The sequence below is a fragment of the Aquabacter albus genome, assembly GCF_040049275.1.
Taxonomy (GTDB): domain Bacteria; phylum Pseudomonadota; class Alphaproteobacteria; order Rhizobiales; family Xanthobacteraceae; genus Aquabacter.
In genome coordinates this window covers 155,861-172,089 of record NZ_JBDZDT010000012.1, presented here as the reverse complement: position 1 = coordinate 172,089, position 16,229 = coordinate 155,861, and the positions used below count along the sequence as shown (strand labels likewise).

17 protein-coding genes are annotated in these 16,229 nt (G+C 66.2%); 1 reads left to right on the top strand and 16 read right to left on the bottom strand.

The genetic code is table 11. The features are described 5' to 3' along the window. Positions 1–31: 31 nt before the first annotated feature. The 10 genes from ABLE91_RS26130 to ABLE91_RS26085 all read right to left on the bottom strand — a co-directional run bounded on the left by ABLE91_RS26130 (position 32) and on the right by ABLE91_RS26085 (position 10,429). Positions 32–316 (bottom strand): copper-binding protein, encoded by a 285-nt coding sequence (locus ABLE91_RS26130; RefSeq protein ID WP_348935473.1) that lies wholly within the window; start codon positions 314–316, stop codon positions 32–34. A 20-nt stretch (positions 317–336) separates the two neighbouring features. Then, positions 337–810, bottom strand: coding sequence for a cupredoxin domain-containing protein (locus ABLE91_RS26125; RefSeq protein ID WP_348935472.1), 474 nt, complete (start codon positions 808–810; stop codon positions 337–339). A 36-nt stretch (positions 811–846) separates the two neighbouring features. Further along, positions 847–2,247: a multicopper oxidase family protein gene (locus tag ABLE91_RS26120; protein WP_348935471.1), complete on the bottom strand. Its 1,401-nt coding sequence runs from the start codon at positions 2,245–2,247 to the stop codon at positions 847–849. 13 nt (positions 2,248–2,260) lie between these two features. Further along, positions 2,261–3,670 carry a TolC family protein gene (locus ABLE91_RS26115; protein ID WP_348935470.1) on the bottom strand — a complete coding sequence of 470 codons (1,410 nt, stop codon included), beginning with the start codon at positions 3,668–3,670 and terminating at the stop codon, positions 2,261–2,263. Then, positions 3,670–3,888, bottom strand: a complete 219-nt coding sequence (locus ABLE91_RS26110; RefSeq protein ID WP_348935468.1) for a hypothetical protein — start codon at positions 3,886–3,888, stop codon at positions 3,670–3,672. The genes ABLE91_RS26115 and ABLE91_RS26110 overlap by 1 nt, the downstream gene beginning before the upstream one ends. Positions 3,889–4,165: 277 nt before the next feature. Continuing rightward, positions 4,166–4,633 (bottom strand): hypothetical protein, encoded by a 468-nt coding sequence (locus ABLE91_RS26105; RefSeq protein WP_348935467.1) that lies wholly within the window; start codon positions 4,631–4,633, stop codon positions 4,166–4,168. A gap of 345 nt (positions 4,634–4,978) precedes the next feature. Further along, positions 4,979–8,143 (bottom strand): efflux RND transporter permease subunit, encoded by a 3,165-nt coding sequence (locus tag ABLE91_RS26100; protein WP_348935466.1) that lies wholly within the window; start codon positions 8,141–8,143, stop codon positions 4,979–4,981. Further along, the gene (locus ABLE91_RS26095; RefSeq protein ID WP_348935465.1) at positions 8,140–9,543 is read right to left on the bottom strand and encodes an efflux RND transporter periplasmic adaptor subunit; all 1,404 of its coding nucleotides are present in this window, start codon (positions 9,541–9,543) and stop codon (positions 8,140–8,142) included. The genes ABLE91_RS26100 and ABLE91_RS26095 overlap by 4 nt, the downstream gene beginning before the upstream one ends. Then, positions 9,540–9,947, bottom strand: a complete 408-nt coding sequence (locus tag ABLE91_RS26090; protein ID WP_348935464.1) for a FixH family protein — start codon at positions 9,945–9,947, stop codon at positions 9,540–9,542. The genes ABLE91_RS26095 and ABLE91_RS26090 overlap by 4 nt, the downstream gene beginning before the upstream one ends. 128 nt (positions 9,948–10,075) lie before the next feature. Beyond that, the gene (locus ABLE91_RS26085; RefSeq protein WP_348935463.1) at positions 10,076–10,429 is read right to left on the bottom strand and encodes a hypothetical protein; all 354 of its coding nucleotides are present in this window, start codon (positions 10,427–10,429) and stop codon (positions 10,076–10,078) included. A gap of 239 nt (positions 10,430–10,668) precedes the next feature. On the opposite strand from ABLE91_RS26085, the gene ABLE91_RS26080 reads away from it, so the two are divergent. Continuing rightward, on the top strand, positions 10,669–11,898 hold the full coding sequence (locus ABLE91_RS26080) for a Fic family protein (RefSeq protein WP_348935462.1): 1,230 nt from the start codon (positions 10,669–10,671) through the stop codon (positions 11,896–11,898). A 223-nt stretch (positions 11,899–12,121) separates the two neighbouring features. Here the strand turns inward: ABLE91_RS26080 and ABLE91_RS26075 are convergent, their stop codons facing one another. The 6 genes from ABLE91_RS26075 to ABLE91_RS26050 all read right to left on the bottom strand — a co-directional run bounded on the left by ABLE91_RS26075 (position 12,122) and on the right by ABLE91_RS26050 (position 16,050). Next, entirely contained in the window at positions 12,122–12,949 is an 828-nt protein-coding gene (locus tag ABLE91_RS26075) for an ABC transporter ATP-binding protein (RefSeq protein WP_348935461.1), read from the bottom strand. Then, positions 12,942–14,105, bottom strand: coding sequence for a hypothetical protein (locus ABLE91_RS26070; RefSeq protein ID WP_348935460.1), 1,164 nt, complete (start codon positions 14,103–14,105; stop codon positions 12,942–12,944). Before ABLE91_RS26070 ends, ABLE91_RS26075 begins: the two co-directional genes overlap by 8 nt. Positions 14,106–14,167: 62 nt before the next feature. Beyond that, positions 14,168–14,566, bottom strand: coding sequence for a periplasmic heavy metal sensor (locus ABLE91_RS26065; protein WP_348935459.1), 399 nt, complete (start codon positions 14,564–14,566; stop codon positions 14,168–14,170). Beyond that, positions 14,563–15,006: a hypothetical protein gene (locus tag ABLE91_RS26060; RefSeq protein WP_348935458.1), complete on the bottom strand. Its 444-nt coding sequence runs from the start codon at positions 15,004–15,006 to the stop codon at positions 14,563–14,565. The genes ABLE91_RS26065 and ABLE91_RS26060 overlap by 4 nt, the downstream gene beginning before the upstream one ends. After that, positions 15,003–15,584 (bottom strand): RNA polymerase sigma factor, encoded by a 582-nt coding sequence (locus tag ABLE91_RS26055; RefSeq protein ID WP_348935457.1) that lies wholly within the window; start codon positions 15,582–15,584, stop codon positions 15,003–15,005. The genes ABLE91_RS26060 and ABLE91_RS26055 overlap by 4 nt, the downstream gene beginning before the upstream one ends. 31 nt (positions 15,585–15,615) lie before the next feature. Further along, a complete protein-coding gene (locus ABLE91_RS26050) occupies positions 15,616–16,050 on the bottom strand; it encodes a hypothetical protein (protein ID WP_348935456.1) in 435 nt (144 codons plus the stop codon). Between the last annotated feature and the right edge of the window lie 179 nt (positions 16,051–16,229).

Below are 16,229 nucleotides of genomic sequence, written 5' to 3'. Positions count from 1 at the left end.
GGGACGGTACCCCGCCCCACGGGCGTTCGGATCACTTCGCCTTCTGGATCTTGGTGACGGTGAGCCGTCCGTTCACCCGGTCGGCCTCGAAGGTGACCTTGTCGCCAGGCTTCACGGCCTTGAGCATCGCCGGATCGCCGGCAGCGAACACCATCGTCATGGCGTCCATGTCCAGGTTCGGGATGGCGGCGTGCTTGAGGGTGATCTTGCCTTGCGCCGCGTCGACCTTGGTCACCTCGCCGCTGACGGGAGCGACCTGGGCAAACGCCGCGGCGGTCGTGAGCAGGAATGCGGCGGACAGCAACAGCTTGCGCATGATGAGTCTCCTTGATTGGGTCACTTGACGATGATGGTGCCGAACATCCCGGCCTCTCGGTGGCCCGGGATGAGACAGGAGAAGTCGAAGGTTCCCGCCTTCGTGAACTTCCAGACGATCTCGCCCGTCTTCTTCGGCATCAGGCGCTTGGCGTTGGGATCGTCGTGCTCCATGTCGGGGTTCTTGCGCATCTCCTCGGCGTGCTTGAGGTTGTCCTGAAGCGTCGCGAGGACGATCTCGTGGTCGAGGTCGCCGTTGTTGCGGATCACGAACCGGACCTGTTCGCCGGTCTTGATCTCGATCTTGTTCGGGATGAACTGCATCTTCCCGTCCGCTTCGCTCATGACGATCTGAACCACCCGCGCGGGCTGCTTCGGATTGCCTGGCTCGCCATAGGCTCGTTCGTCGCCATGGGCATGTCCCGCGTCGGCGAAGGCGGGAGCGGCGGAAACGACCGCCGAAAGCAATGCGGCGGCGATGAGGCAAGTCTTCATGGTTGGTCCTCTCGTTGAACTTGGGATCGGGGAAATTCAGTGCCGGTGTCCACCCGCCCGCGCGGTGCCGGGCTTGACGACGTCGACCTCGATGGTCCGGGCGGGGTCGTAGGCGGGCGCGGGCGCGCGCTCGGCGGCCTTGTTCTCGCCGGTCCACTCGAACGCGACGGTGCCCGGCGGGTTCTTGAACCAGCCCGGGTCCTTGTAGTCGTTGCGCTCAAGGCCCTCGCGCACCTTGACCACCGAGAACATGCCGCCCATCTCCACCGGGCCGAACTGGGCGAAGCCGGTCATCATGGGCAGGGTGTTGTCGGGCAGCGGCATCTCCATTTCGCCCATGTCCGCCATGCCCTTGGCGCCCATGGGCATGTAGTCGGGCACGAGCTTGCGGATCTTGCCGGCCGCCTGCTTCAGGTTGGCCCCGATGTACGTGCGCACGTCGTGGCCCATGGCGTTCATGGTGTGGTGGGACTTGTGGCAGTGGATCGCCCAGTCCCCCTCGTGATCGGCCACGAAGTCGAAGGCACGCATCTGGCCGACCGCGCAGTCGATGGTCACCTCCGGCCAGGCGGCCGCCTCCGGCACCCATCCGCCATCCGTGCACGAGACCTTGAAGTCGTAGCCGTGCATGTGGATGGGATGGTTCGTCATGGTGAGATTGCCGAACCGGATGCGGACCTTGTCGCCCTTTCCCACCACGAGCGGGTCGATGCCGGGGAAGGCGCGGCTGTTCCAGGTCCACAGGTTGAAGTCGAGCATCGTGTTGACCTTGGGCACGTAGGCCCCGGGCTCGATGTCGTAGGCATTGAGGAGGAAGACGAAGTCCCGATCCACGCGGCGGAAGGACGGGTCCTTCGGATGCACCACGAAGAAGCCCATCATGCCCATGGCCATCTGGACCATCTCGTCCGCATGGGGGTGGTACATGAAGGTCCCGCTCTTTCGGAGCTGGAACTCGTAGACGAAGGTCTTCCCCGGCTTGATGTGGGGTTGGGTGAGGCCGCCGACGCCATCCATGCCGTTTGGCAGGATCTGCCCGTGCCAGTGGATGGTGGTGTGCTCCGGCAGCCTGTTGGTGACGAAGATGCGCACCTTGTCGCCTTCCACCGCCTCGATGGTGGGGCCGGGTGACTGGCCGTTGTAGCCCCACAGATGGGCCACCATCCCCGGCGCGATCTCCCGCACCACGGGCTCGGCGACGAGATGGAATTCCTTCCAGTCACCGTTCATGCGCCATGGCGCGGTCCAACCATTGAGGGTGACTACGGGCTGGTAGTCCGGGCCCGTGGTCGGGAACAGGGGCGGCTGCATGGTCGCCTCCTTCATGGTGGCGGCCTCGGGAATGGAGGCCGCCTGGACGCGGCCGGAGACCGCGCCTGCGCTCACCAGCGCCAGGGCGCCGGAGGCTCCGAGGAATCCTCGTCTTGAAACGGGCATGGTTCGTCTCCGATCAGTCGCTGGCACCGGCGGCCGCAGAGGCGAGAACGGTTTCCCTGCCTCCCGCACCGCCGCCGATGATGGCCGTCTGGAAATCCACCTCCGCCAGGAAGAAGTCGCGCTGGGCGCCGATGGCGGAGACGTTGCTGTCGATGCTCTCCCGCTCCGTGGTGAGCAATTCGAAGACGTCGATGAGCATGCCGTTGTATTCCAGCAGCGCCTGCTCATTGATGGTCTTGCGCAGGGGGAGGATCCTCGCCTGGTACTGGCGGGCGATGTCGTAGCTCGCCCGGTAGGTCACGTAGGCGGCCCGTGCCTCGGAGCGGACGTTCACCGCCTTCTCCATGAGGAGGTTCACCGCCTGCATGTAGGTCTCCTTCGCCCGGCGGACGTTGGTCTCGCCGAGGTCGAAGATCGGCACCTGGACCTCCAGCTCGAAACCCTGGGGACGCAGGGTCTCCCCGTCCGCGCGCTGGTAATTGCCGCGGTATCCCCCCTCGATGAGGGAGACGAAGCGCGTCGCCTGCGTGAGGCCGAGGGACTTCGCCATGGCGTCGAGCTCGAGCCGAGCCGCGATGAGGTCGGTGCGCTTGAGCACCGCCTCGACCTCCACCTGGGGTTCGGTCCGGATGCGCCCCGGCAGCCGCGGGAGCTGGGACGGCAGCCTGTAGCCGACGTCGTTGCCCCACAGGCCGAGTTGCCGGGTCAGGGCCTCCCGGTCCGTCGCGGACTTGAGGCGTGCCCGGGCGAGCTCGTTCGATACCTCGGCGTAGAAGGCGCTGGCCCTCGCCTGGTCGAGCTTCGTCGCCGCCCCCGTCTCGCCGAGCTTGACGGTGAGGTCGGCGGCCGCATCCGCCGTGAGGCGGGCCTTCTCGAGGAAGGCCTCCGTCTGGCGCGCTGCCACGGCCCGGTAATAGGCGCGACGAGCCTCGGCGGCGGTTCTGAGGGTCGCCTCGATCGCCCGCTGGCGGGCAGCCTCGAACTGGACGCCGGCGATCTCGCTGCGGGCGGGAAGCGTCAGGAGCGCCAGCACGTTCGCGACCAGCCGCCGCTCCACGTCGAGTTCCCCACCGCCATTCAGCCGCTCCACCCCGAAGCTGGGATTCGGTGGAAGGCTCGCCGCCACGTAGGCGGCCTCGGAGATGCCCAAGGCGTTGTATTGCGCCTGGAGTCCCCGGTTGTTGAGGAGGGCGACCTGGAGGGCGACACGGGCATCGAGGGGCCGGGACAGGAGCGCGGACACGCGTGCCCGCACCGTCGCGGCCTGTTCCTCGGACGTGATCTTCACCACCTGCCCGCCGATGTCGGCCGAGACCTGGCTGGCGACGGGGGCCATGCCGCCGTCGGGAGTGAAGGTCACGCATCCGCCCAGCAGCAGCGCCAATGGGATGGCGAGCACCATCCCGGAAGGAAGCGGAGCCATCACCGCCCTCCCTGACCGGGCGTCAGGCCCTGGTTCTGCTCGATCCAGGAGCGCGGCGGCACGGGTCGGTAGTCGATGTCGCCCGCCAGGACCGGAGCGTACCGGACGGCGGGCACGACAACCGAGGGGTCGGCTGGATCCGGGCCGCTGGTGATGGGCGGCGGACCGGAACATGCGGAGACGAGGACGGCGAGGGCCGTCGGAACCAATGACTTCATGAATGACCTCGGGGGTGCGGACCCGTCGGGGGCGCCGCTCTACAGCCGGGAACGGATGGGCTATGGGCGCGGGCGCGCAGTGCGCGGCCGCGGCCTGCCGTCGGCTGGGTCAGGGACCGGTCGAGGAGAGGAGGATTGCCAACCACCGTGTCCGGATGCCATGGCAACCGGGGTCGGACGGCCTTGGTCCGTAGACGTCAGCACCCGCTCGGTAGGGATGAGCGAAGATCATCCGCGGCGAGCGGGTCTGATGCGTCCTCGACGATCGTGAGACGGATCAGCCGATCTGGGAGCTGGAGAACTTCGGCGGCCGATCGAGCCGCATCATCGAGGCCTGGATGCCGTCGGTATCGGGCGGCAGGGCCTGTGTGCCGAGGGCCAGCAGGGTCACCGACGGCGCGTGGAACGCGGTCGGGATGGCCATATGGCACGCCGCCGCGCAGCACGAGCTCGCATCCCCGACGTGGGCGTGGCCCTCGCCGCAAGCCGCCTTGTCCGTGCAGGGATCGGCAGCCTCCGAGGCATGATGATGGGCGTCGGAGGCGTGCTGCGCCTCGTGCCGATGCCCATCTTGTGCTTCGGCCATCGCCCGATGATGGGCGGTGTCCCCACTGCCAAGAACGGCGCTTGCGTTGGCATAACCCCAGCTGATCCCGGACACCGCGAACGTGATCGCGGCGACGAGCAGCAGGAGGTTACGAAGGGCACGAAGCATGCGGCGCAGGATAGGCGGATCATTCCGCATGGCAACCCCGACTTCGTTTCGCCACCGTGCTCCATTCGCCCGAAGTTCCGTGCCGGCGGAACATCGCGTGGTTGGCCGAGTTCAAAAATTCGCGAGCGAGCGCCAGGGGCAGGACCGATCGAGCTGCGGCATGAAAGGCAGGACACATCTGCGGCTACCGGGCTACGACCCTAACGACCGGAATCGGCGTGTCTGGGCCTGTCTGCGGATCCTCGATCATCGAAAGAAGACGTACTTCACGAGTGCCGCCACCACCAGCAGGAGCACGATGGCCCCGATGAGGCTGACGAGCCCCATGGGCCAGTCGATCCCTCCCATCATGTCGTGCATCATGTTCTCCTCCCTTCATTCCGCCGCGCCGAGCGCGGGATCGCGCACCCGCGCGTCGGCTTCCATCTCCCTGGGCACATGCCAGCCCTTCACGAGGGCATAGATGGCCGGGATCACCACCAGGGTGAGCGCGGTCGAGGACACCATGCCGCCGATCATCGGCACGGCGATGCGCTGCATCAATTCCGAACCGGCGCCGGTGCTCCACAGGATGGGCACGAGCCCTGCCATGATGGCGACGACGGTCATCATTTTCGGCCGCACCCGCTCCACGGCACCGAGCATGATCGCCTCGTGGAGGTCGGCGCGGGTGAAGGGGAGCCCGTCCCGCGCGCGCTTCTCCCGAAGCTCTCCCAAGGCCTGGTCGAGATAGATCAGCATGATGACGCCGGTCTGCACCGCGACCCCGGCGAGGGCGATGAAGCCCACCGCCACCGCGACCGACATGTTGAAGCCGAGCCACCACATCAGCCAGATGCCGCCCACCAGGGCGAACGGCAGCGAGAGCATGACGATCAGCGTCTCTGTCAGGCGCCGGAAGTTGAGGTAGAGCAGCAGGAAGATGATGAGCAGCGTGACGGGCACGACGATCTGCATCCGCGCCTCGGCCCGTTGCAAGTATTCGAACTGCCCGCTCCAGCCGATGGACGTGCCGGCCGGCAGCGTCACCGATGCCGCCACCGCCTTCTGAGCATCGGCCACGTAGCCGCCGAGGTCTCGACCCTCGATATCCACGTAGATGTAGACGGCGAGCTGGCCGTTCTCGGTGCGGATCGAAGTGGCGCCGCGCGTGAGCTCCACCTTCGCCACTTCCCCAAGCGGGACCGTACCTCCACCGGGCAAGGGGACCTGAACGTCGGTGGCGATGGCACGCGGGTTTGACCGCAGATCCCGGGGATAGCGGATGTTGACGCCGTAGCGCTCGCGTCCCTCCACTGTCGTGGTGACGGTCTCCCCGCCTAGGGCGGTGGCGATCACGTCCTGCACGTCTCCGACGGCGAGGCCATAGCGGCCGAGCGCCGTGCGGTCCGGGACGATATCAAGGTAGTAACCGCCGATCACTCGCTCGGCATAGGCGCTGGATGTACCCGGCACGGTCCTCAGCACGGCCTCGATTTGGCGCGCGATCTTCTCCATCTCGGCGAGGTCGGTGCCAAATACCTTCACGCCGACGGGGGTGCGGATGCCGGTGGAGAGCATGTCGATGCGGGCGCGGATCGGCATGGTCCAGGCGTTCGAGACGCCCGGGAACTGGAGGGCCTTGTCCATCTCCGTCTTCAGGCTGTCGACGGTGACGCCGGGGCGCCACTGGTCCTTCGGCTTCAGGTTGATGATGGTCTCGAACATCTCGGTGGGCGCCGGGTCCGTCGCGGTCAGGGCGCGCCCTGCCTTGCCGTAGACGGACTCCACCTCCGGGAACGTCTTGATGATGCGGTCCTGCATCTGGAGGAGTTCTGCCGCCTTGGTGACGGAGATTCCCGGCAACGTGGTGGGCATGTAGAGCAGCGTGCCCTCGTCGAGACTTGGCATGAACTCGGAGCCGAGCTGGCGCGCGGGCCAGACCGTGACCGCCAGCGCCGCCAGCGCGAGCAGGATCGCCAGTGTCTTCGCCTTCAGCACGCCCCGGATGATCGGGCGATAGACCTGGATCAGCCCGCGGTTGATGGGGTTCCTGTGCTCGGGGATGATCCGGCCGCGGACGAAGATCACCATGAGCGCGGGTACCAGCGTCACCGACAGGAAGGCCGCCCCCGCCATGGCGAAGGTCTTGGTGAAGGCGAGCGGGCCGAACAGCCGCCCTTCCTGCGATTCCAAGGTGAAGATGGGCAGGAAGGAAACAGTGATCACGAGCAGGCTGAAGAACAGCGCGGGCCCGACCTCGCTCGCCGCCTCCACCAGAATCTCGATGCGGGGCTTGCCCGGCGGTCCGCGCTCCAAGTGCTTGTGGGCGTTCTCGATCATGACGATGGCGGCATCGATCATGGCGCCGACTGCGATGGCGATGCCGCCCAGGCTCATGATGTTCGACCCGATGCCCACCGGCTTCATGGCGGCGAAGGCCATGAGGATGCCCACCGGCAGCATGAGGATGGCGACCAGCGCGCTGCGCAGGTGGAGCAGGAAGACGATGCAGACGAGGGCGACGATGACGCTCTCCTCCAACAGCGTGCGCGTCAGGGTGTCGATCGCCGCCCCGATCAGGTGCGAGCGGTCGTAGACGGGCACGATTTCCGCGCCCTTCGGCAGGCTGCCCGCAATCTTGGCGAGACGCTGCTTCACGTTGTCGATGACCGTCAGGGCGTTGGCACCGAAGCGCTGCAAGACGATGCCGCTCGCCACCTCGCCCTCGCCGTTTAGCTCGGTGATGCCGCGCCGCTCATCCGGACCGATCTCGACACGGGCGACGTCCCTAAGGCGCAGCGGAACGCCGCCATCGGACTTCAGGACGATGTCCTCGATGTCCGCCGTCGTCTTGATGTAGCCGCGGCCGCGCACCATGAACTCGAACTCGGAGAGCTCCAGCGTGCGCCCGCCCACGTCCCGGTTGCTGGCGCGCACGGCGTCGCGCACCATCGCCAGGGAGATGCCCTGCGCGCGCAGCCGCAGCGGGTCGACGACGATGTTGTACTGCTTGACGAAGCCGCCGACGCTCGCCACCTCCGCGACGCCCTCGGCCTTGGAGGCGGCGAAACGGATCACCCAGTCCTGGAGCGAGCGCAGCTCGGCGAGCGTCATGTCCTTGGCGATGACGGCATATTGGTAGACCCAGCCGACGCCCGTCGCATCCGGGCCGAGGCTCGGGGTGACGCCGGAGGGCAGGCGCTGTGCGGCCGTGTTGAGATATTCGAGCACCCGGCTGCGGGCCCAGTACGGATCGGTGCCGTCCTCGAAGATCACGTAGACGAAGGACACGCCGAAGAAGGAGAAGCCGCGCACCACCTTCGACCTGGGCACGGTCAGCATGGCCGTGGTGAGGGGATAAGTGACCTGGTCCTCCACCACCTGGGGCGCCTGACCGGGATAGTCGGTGTAGACGATCACCTGGACGTCGGAGAGGTCCGGGATGGCGTCGAGCGGCAAGGTTCTCACCGCATAGATCCCAGCCGCGACGGCAAACACGGTGCCGACGAGGATTAGGACTAGGTTGCGCGCGGACCAGGCGATGAGCCGGGCGATCATGGCGTCTCCTCCGCCTTGGCCATGCCGCGGAGCGCGGCTTTCAGGTTGCTTTCGGCGTCGATCAGGAAATTGGCGGAGACGACGACGCGGTCGCCCGGACTGACCCCGGCGCGGATCTCGGTGTAGCCGTCGCCCTGAAGGCCGATCGTCACGTCACGCGGCTCGAAGCGGCCCTCGCCCTTGTCCAGGATCACCACCTGGCGCATCCCTGTGTCGATCACCGCGCTGTCGGAGACCGCCACCACCGGGCTGCCGCTGCCCGCCGCGATCTCGACGTCGGCGTACATGTCCGGGCGCAGGACGCCATCCGGGTTGGGGATCTCGATCCGCACCTTGGTGGTCCGCGTCTCCTTGGCCACCTGCGGATAGATGAGGGCGACGCGCCCCTCGAATGTCCGGCCCGGCAGGCTGCGGACGCGGACGGTGGCGGATTGGCCGGGTGCAATGCTGGCGAGGTCGTATTCGGGCACGTCGGCCAGGACCCAGACCGTCGAGAGGTCGGCAATCCGGAACAGGACCTCGCCCGCCGACACCTTCATGCCTTCGACGGCGTTGCGCTCCAGCACGACGCCGTCGCGTGGGGCGGACCAGCGGAATGCCGGCGGCACCTTCCGCGTCCGTTCGATCTCAGCGATCACCTCTTCCGGGACACCGAGATTCGACAGGCGCCGGTGGGAGCCTTCATAACCGGGGCTGATCAGGAGCTGGACGGCGGCCGTGGCGATGTCGGCGGAGCGCAGCTCCAGGAGGGGCTGGCCCTTGCGGACCCTGTCGCCCGTGGTGACCTTCTCCACGGCGCCGACGAAAGAATCCGCGGGGACCGCCACCACCGAGATGCTGCGCTCGTCCGGCTGGACCGTTCCGGGCACGCGCACTCGCCGCAGGATCGCGCGTTCCGAAGCCGTCTCCGACCGCACGCCCGTCCGTTGCAGCTTACCGGGTGCGATCTTGACGACCGTTCCGTCCTCATCCTCGCCTTCATGGACGGGGATGTAGTCCATCCCCATGGAATCCTTCTTCGGCACGGGCGAGGTATCCGGCAGGCCCATGGGGTTGCGGTAGTAGAGGATCTTCCTCGGTGCGGCGTCGGCCGCCGCCACCGCCGGGGCGGGTGGACGGTCCTCGAAGCTCACGTCCTCGCTCGCCCGGACGGGCAGGAAGTCCCGCCCGTCGTCGGTCTTGCGTAGATCGAGCGAATAGGCCGGGCGGCCGTCGGGGTCCCGGTAATAGATGATGGGACCCGAAGCGACGGGAGGCGTCCGCCCCGCAGCATTCATTGAAGTGGACGCAGGGGTGGAGGAACCGGGGAGCACGACGCCGTGCTGCCCGGCCCAATAGCCTCCGGCCCCCGCCGCCAGAACGGCGACGAGGGTGAGGCCCGCAAGGGCGGTCCGTGTCACGGCACGGCCTTCAGGACCAGCTTGTCCTCGACCGTTCCGGTCTCGCCCTGGACCTTGGCGCCGAGCGACAGTCGCCAACCGCCTTCCATCGAGAGCTTGGTCTTGAAGCGGTAGACGCCCGGCTCGGTGGAGGTGACCTGCTCGATGGGGGAGGCCATCATCTCCATGCCGTCGGGCGCCATGTCGATGCGCTTGGCGAAGATGACGGCGTCGGGCACCGCCTTCCCCGACTTCTTGTCGATGAGCCGGACGGCGACGATGGCGCCATCGCCAACCTTCACCTCGGTCTGGACGAGCTGGAACTGGTAGTCTTGTGGGTCCGCCCACGCCGAGGTCGCGGCGACGGATACGGCAAGGGCAGCGAGCCCCGCGAGGAGGGGCCGCTTCATGCGGAAGGAAGTCATTTTCCGGTTTCCTGAATCATCGTGAAGACGCGCAGGAGCGGCAGCTTGGTGCCGCATGGCTGCGCATTCGCGCCGCGCGGCTTAAGCCACGCGCGCGGTTCGGCTCCCGGTGGGAGCCGACGATGGTCTCAGGTTCGCGGTGGTCTTGGCGGAGGTTCGGCGGCCAGGCCCGATGGAAGGGCATCGTCCCGCAGGGCGATGATATCCGTCAGGCGAAGCGCCAATCTATCCCAGGCCGATGCGGATGGCCCCGGCTGGAAGCACTTGGTGAGGCACGACATCATCAGCGGGCAGAGCTTCTGGCAGTCGGGCAGCACCGGCTTCTCGTCCGGGCAGCACGGCATGTCGCCGGCCATGGCCTCGTCCGTCATCGCCGCCGACGGCTCCATCGGCCCGACGGCCGCGGAGGCGGCGAACGGCCCGGCGGTGAGACCCACGACCACCAGGATCGCGAGCAGACGACGGAGAAGGGACCCGGACATGGCAGGAAGGTCTCACAGGTCGTCGGCGGATGGAAGTGAGGCGCTCCATCACATCCTTGCGTCCTGCAGCCTCGAGCACTGCGGCGCGCTTTGAGGCTTGGCTGTGCGGCGATCTGGGGGTCGGAAACAGTGCCGCCCCAAAGTTGCCAGATCGGCAACCCAGATCGGCAACCCATTGCGCTGCCCAAGCCAAATGGCAATATATGTAAGGATTTCCCTGCCAAGTATGATCGGCAAAAATGACCGAGTCTCCCAGCCGGATCGAGCCCTGCTTCTTCGAGGACGGAATCCCCCCGGTCCTGGCGGACCTCGCCGTCGACCTGCAGCGCGAGGCCAGCGATCTAGGACGGGGCCTTCCTCCCGATTCCCTGGCAGAGCTCGCCGACCTCGTCAGGATGATGAATTCATATTATTCGAACCTGATCGAAGGGCATAACACCCGGCCAAGGGACATCGAGAAGGCCTTGGCGGGCGCGGAAGTCGAGCCGGAAAGACGAGCGCTTGCGCTTGAGGCCAAGGCCCACGTCGTCGTACAGCGCCAGATCGACGACATGCACATGCGGGGAAACCTGCCCAGCCCGACATCGGTGGAGTTCATTAAGTCGGTGCACCGGGCGTTTTACAACGAGATGCCGGAGGAGTTCCGGTTTGTTGAGCGCCCAGACGGATCTACGGCGCCCATCGTTCCCGGAGAATTCAGAAAGAGCGAGAGCGACGACGTCGCCGTCGGAAGGCACATTCCCCCGTCGTCCGGACGTGTCGATGAATTCATGGCTCATTTTTCGCAGCGCTTTGGAAATGCTGAGAACTGGGCGAGCACTCGAATCATAGCGATCGCCTCCGCTCACCATCGCCTCAACTACATCCATCCCTTTCCGGATGGAAATGGTCGCGTGAGCCGGCTGATGTCCCATGCCATGACCCTCAGAACGGGAATCGGGGGGCATGGCCTCTGGTCGATCTCCAGGGGGCTCGCACGCGGCCTCCGCGACCGAGGCGAATACAAGCAGATGATGGACCATGCGGACAGTCCGCGCCGGGGCGACCTCGACGGGCGCGGTAATCTTTCCACGGCCGCCCTGAAAGAGTTTTGCGAGTGGTTCCTTTCCGTGGCCCTGGACCAGATGCGTTTCACAAAGGTCATGTTCGACCTTGAGCGCCTAGAAGATCGATATCGGTCTCTGGTCAAGGATGTCGACGACGACAAGAGGGCGCCGGACTTGATCGCTGCAGTCCTGAAATATGGGTCGATCGAGCGAGGGGACGCCTCCATCGTGCTGAGAACGTCCGAGCGAACCGCTCGGAACACATTGTCCTCGCTGGCAAAGAGGGGTTTTCTCAAGTCGAGCACGCCGAAGTCTCCTGTTCGGATCGCCTTCCCGCTCGATTTTCGTGAACGGCTTTTCCCCAATCTCTTCACCGAAGCCGAGATCAGCCCGCCCGAGCCGAGACAGGCTTCATTCAGCTGAAGCCGAGGGGGAGGGCCACTCCGCTCTAGAGGTGCCACCAAACCCTTTGCTCGAGCTCCGCAGGCTAGGCTTTAAGGGGACGGCCTGGCTAGCGCCAACGGCGGTATTTTGCGAGATGTCGAGGACCGGACAGCTCCCTCTCGAAGGTGGAAGGACTCGAACCTGCATGTCGCCATCGGCACGGCATTGCACAGTCGGAGCGATTGCGGGCCGTGCAAGCCTGCTAGGCACTCTGAGAATAAGCTCTTCCCGCCGCTGTGGCGCCGTCAATTGCCGCAGCGCCCTGACCTTTAGTCAAAGCTTGCATCATACTGTCTTCGAAGCCGCCGGGTGCGGCAGCCGCCCTGCTCAGTTCCGCAGTGTCCCACGCCGTGACGACCCGGCCCTCGGACAAGAGCACAGCTCGGGTGCAGAATGCCGGCACCGCTTCCACCGCATGGGTCGAGACGATCGCCGCGTGGCTTCCGCCGCCGACTAATTCCGCGATAAGGCACTTGGCTTCCCACACTGCAACGGGATCGAGGCCATTCAGTGTTTCATCAAAGATGAGGAGCGGAGGAGAGCCAAGCAAAGCCGCGGCGATCGATAGCTTCGCACGGGTGCCCAGGGAATATTCAGCGATCGGTCGGTCCAACCACGGCGCCAAGCGCAACCGCGCGATGCGGCCTGCCCATTCGTCATCCGCGATGCGGCAGCGCCGGATAGAAGCGACCAGATCAAGATACTGCCGGCCAGACAACGGCGCCGGCAGTTCCGGTCCATCCACGGCCAGCCCGAACCCCACCTTCGCCGCTTCCGGCCGAGCGGCGAGGTCGATCCCATTGATGGCGACGCGTCCGCTCATCAGGCGGATCTGCCCAGTGATGGCCTTCAGCAATGTGGACTTCCCCGATCCATTGGCGCCCAGCAAGCCGACGATGTCGCCCGCGTTCACGGTCAGGTCGATGCCGGTGACGACCTGCCTGCCGCCATAGCCCGCACCGACGCCGCAAACCGCGAGAAGTTCATCGCGTTCGATGCCGCTGGATCCATCTCCGCTTGGCTTATCCATAATTGTATCTTGAGCGAGCCTTGTGCCACAGCCATGCGACGAGTGTGGCGAAGCCAATAAGCACCGTGCGGCCGTATTCAAAGGATTCGTAGCCGCAAAAGGCGATGGCGGCGGAAAAGCTGACTACGGCGAGAAGCGGCGCCGTCATGAAATAAGCAGCGAAGGCGGCATAGGCCGCGTTCAGCGCCAGGAGCGCGATGCCGCTGCCTGCGGCCACCTCCCATGAAGCCGGTTCTGCGGCCACGGCCACGCTCGCCGGCAGGACGAAGGTGGCCACCGACAATTTGAACGGGAGGCGCATCAGGCGCAGCCTGGCGTGCGTGAAGCCGATCGGTGAGGCGCGGAGTACCGGCGATCCGAGCGGGTGGAACCGGAGGCTCAGCATGAATACGGCAATGCCAACCGCGAGCGCAGCCATGGCCGCGGGAGCCGCCGCGTGACTGACCAGGCTTGCAGCCATCGAGATCGTCACCACGATAAAAAGCACCAGCGCGGACGCCACAAGCCGCCAGGTGATACGAACCCGCCCGGGTATATTCCAGGCCCAGGAACTGAGCCAGGCCGGCCTGCCCCGGTCGAGCAACCCCAGAATCCCTGGATGGCTGCCATCTCCACATGACCGCGAGGTCAGGACCGGATCGGCTTGGTCCCCGCGCCGAGCGCGTGCGATCCCCAGGGCCAGCCCCGCCAGGTACCCGGTAGCGAACAGCCCAGACGCGAGGAAACCATAGGCCAGGGGAAATGGCGGTCCCGCGATGGCGCTCGCAGCGGCGCTCATGAGGCCCGCCGCGACTAAGAGAGGGATTCCCATTAGCAGAGCCGCGATACCAGCCGCACGGCAACGGGCTTCGAGCGAGATCGGCAACGCCTTCAGGAATGGCGCGAATGCCCGGGCTGCCGTCAGCCGCCCGATCGCCGAAGCCGTGAGACCGCCGAAGCCGAACAGTCCGGACGGCACTGCGATCATCCAGAGCAAATCCTCATGCCGCAGGACGGCCGAGGCATTCCTGAGCGCAACGACAGCATCGGCCACGCCGTAGCCGACGAGTATACCGCCGCCCAGCGTAATCCAGGCCAGGTCGTACGGGCGCTGGGTTCGCATGGTGCCACGCAGTTCGTGCCACAGCAGGATTAGAACAAGGCCGTCATACCGCATCTTCCCGTGACCTCCTCCGGCCGCCTTGCGCTGAAATCTGCGTACACTACCCGCACGGCGGCTCAGTTGGACGGCCGATCCTTGACGCGCTTCAGCGCGACCAGAAGATAGTCCTGCATTGTCGCCTGCACGTTCCCCGTGGCGGTCCGCACGCTCTGCATCGCCCGCTGGATCGCCGTCTCGTCGTAGGAAGGGGCGTTGACGGCCGCAGCCAGCATTGCCCGGGCGTTCCGCAGCTCCTGCAGTGCCACCACCGAGCGACCGCGGTTCTCACGCAGCACGGCGCGGAACTCCTGGCGCACGTCCGACGGATAGACACTGGCGACGGTGTCGATCAGGGCGCGCACCGTTCCGCCCTCGCGCACCGTATGGAGGGCATAGCCGGCGAGGAAGAGGTTCAGCGCGACCGAAAAGCAGAGCAGCGTAAGGATTGCAATCCACAGGCGGGGCCGCCGGCTCACAGCAGGTCCTCCCCTCTCGCTTCGCCCAGAAGCGGGGCACCGGTCGCAAGCGCGAGCAGTTCAGCCTCTGCGGACAGATCGTGGAGATGCGCCATCTGCACGCGGGCCATCTGATACCCTCCCAGCGCGATGATGACGGCCACGATCGCAGTGGCAGCCCCCAGTGCAGCTGGCCGTAGCAAGATCTGCTGAAGGAAGGACAAGGGATGGCTCTGCCCGCGGGCACGGATGCGGCCGAGCACCTGTCGCGTCAGCGCCCCGTCGTCCGCCTCCATCATGGCTGCATCGAGGATGAGGCGGTCAAGCGCCTGGTCCGCATCGACCGCTTCGCGCTCCTCCCGTGCTCCCATGGCCAGGGCATATTGCCGATAGGGCGCGGGCCAGGATGCCACGTCGTCGCCGAAGCGAAGCCTGTATCGTTGGAACCCGTCGCCGTTCATGACCTTGTCCTTTCGCGGCCGTCGTCAGCCGCCGTCATGTGATCCCTGAGGGCGCGTCTCGCCCGGACCAGCAGTTGCTCGGCAGAGCCGGTGCTGGCTCCGATCACTTGCCCGATGGCGGCAACGTCGAGGTCCGCCACCACCTTCAGCAGGAGCGCCATCCGCTGGCGCTCCGGCAGCCGGGCGATGCCGGCTCGGGCCAGCGAAAGCTCCTGCCGCGCTTGCATCGTCGTCTCGGCGCCCGGTGCATCGGAGGCGAGGTCATCCTCGATGTCCTCCAGGCCGACGACGCTGCGGAACGTCTGGCGTCGCCGCTGGTCGATGCAGCGATGCGCCGTGATCTTGTAGAGCCAGGTGGACGCGCGGGCCCGCTGCGGGTCGAACCGGCCGGCATGCCTCCACACGCTCACGAACACGTCCTGGACCACATCGTCGGCATCCGCCGCATTGCCGAGGTAACGGGTCGCGAAGACCCGCAGGCCGCGGCCGTGGCGGGCGATGAGCTGAGACAGAGCGCCCTGCTCGCCCGCCGCGATCCGCGCCAGCAGTGTGTCGTCCGGGGAAGGGTCATGCGGCACAGCGGCTCATATCCGTCGGTGCCTCTCCATCTCAATAGCGGAACCGACGGAAATCATAGGCAGTCCTGCCATTGGGGCCGGTGAAACCGCTGACCGACCGCGACCCGTAGGGTCCATAGGCAGACATCCGGGATCCCCAGAAGGATTTGCCGTTTGCCCCAACACCGGAATAGCTCCGGGAGCAGCCACCGACAATGCCGCCGCTGCATGTGGAGCTGGACGTGAAGCTCCCGCCGTTCGGTCCGGTACGCGTGGTGCTGCCGGTCGTGACGCCGTTCCCGGCGTTGGTGAGGCTGCGGGTGAGTTCGCCGCCGGATTCGGTGGGGCGCGACCATTGCGCTGCCAACGCCGGATCGGCAACCAGCACGCCAGCAAGGAGAACGCCGAGCTTCGAAAGAAGCGAGAGCCCGCCCCCTCTGAACAAAGGAGCGTAGGATCGATAGTCATGCCTGGAACTGGCCTTCATTGCGCGCCGCCTATTTCCGTTGGTTCGCCCTCACGGCGATCTGCTTATCGGTACGCAGTTGCACGAGCACCCCTACGCGGCCGAGGCGAATTTTGTCGGATCGGTGCGCGAATACGGATCAAGAAAATTGGGAGCGGCACGCGTAGGAGCGTGCGCCGGTATGCGTAACGCTTGAGGGA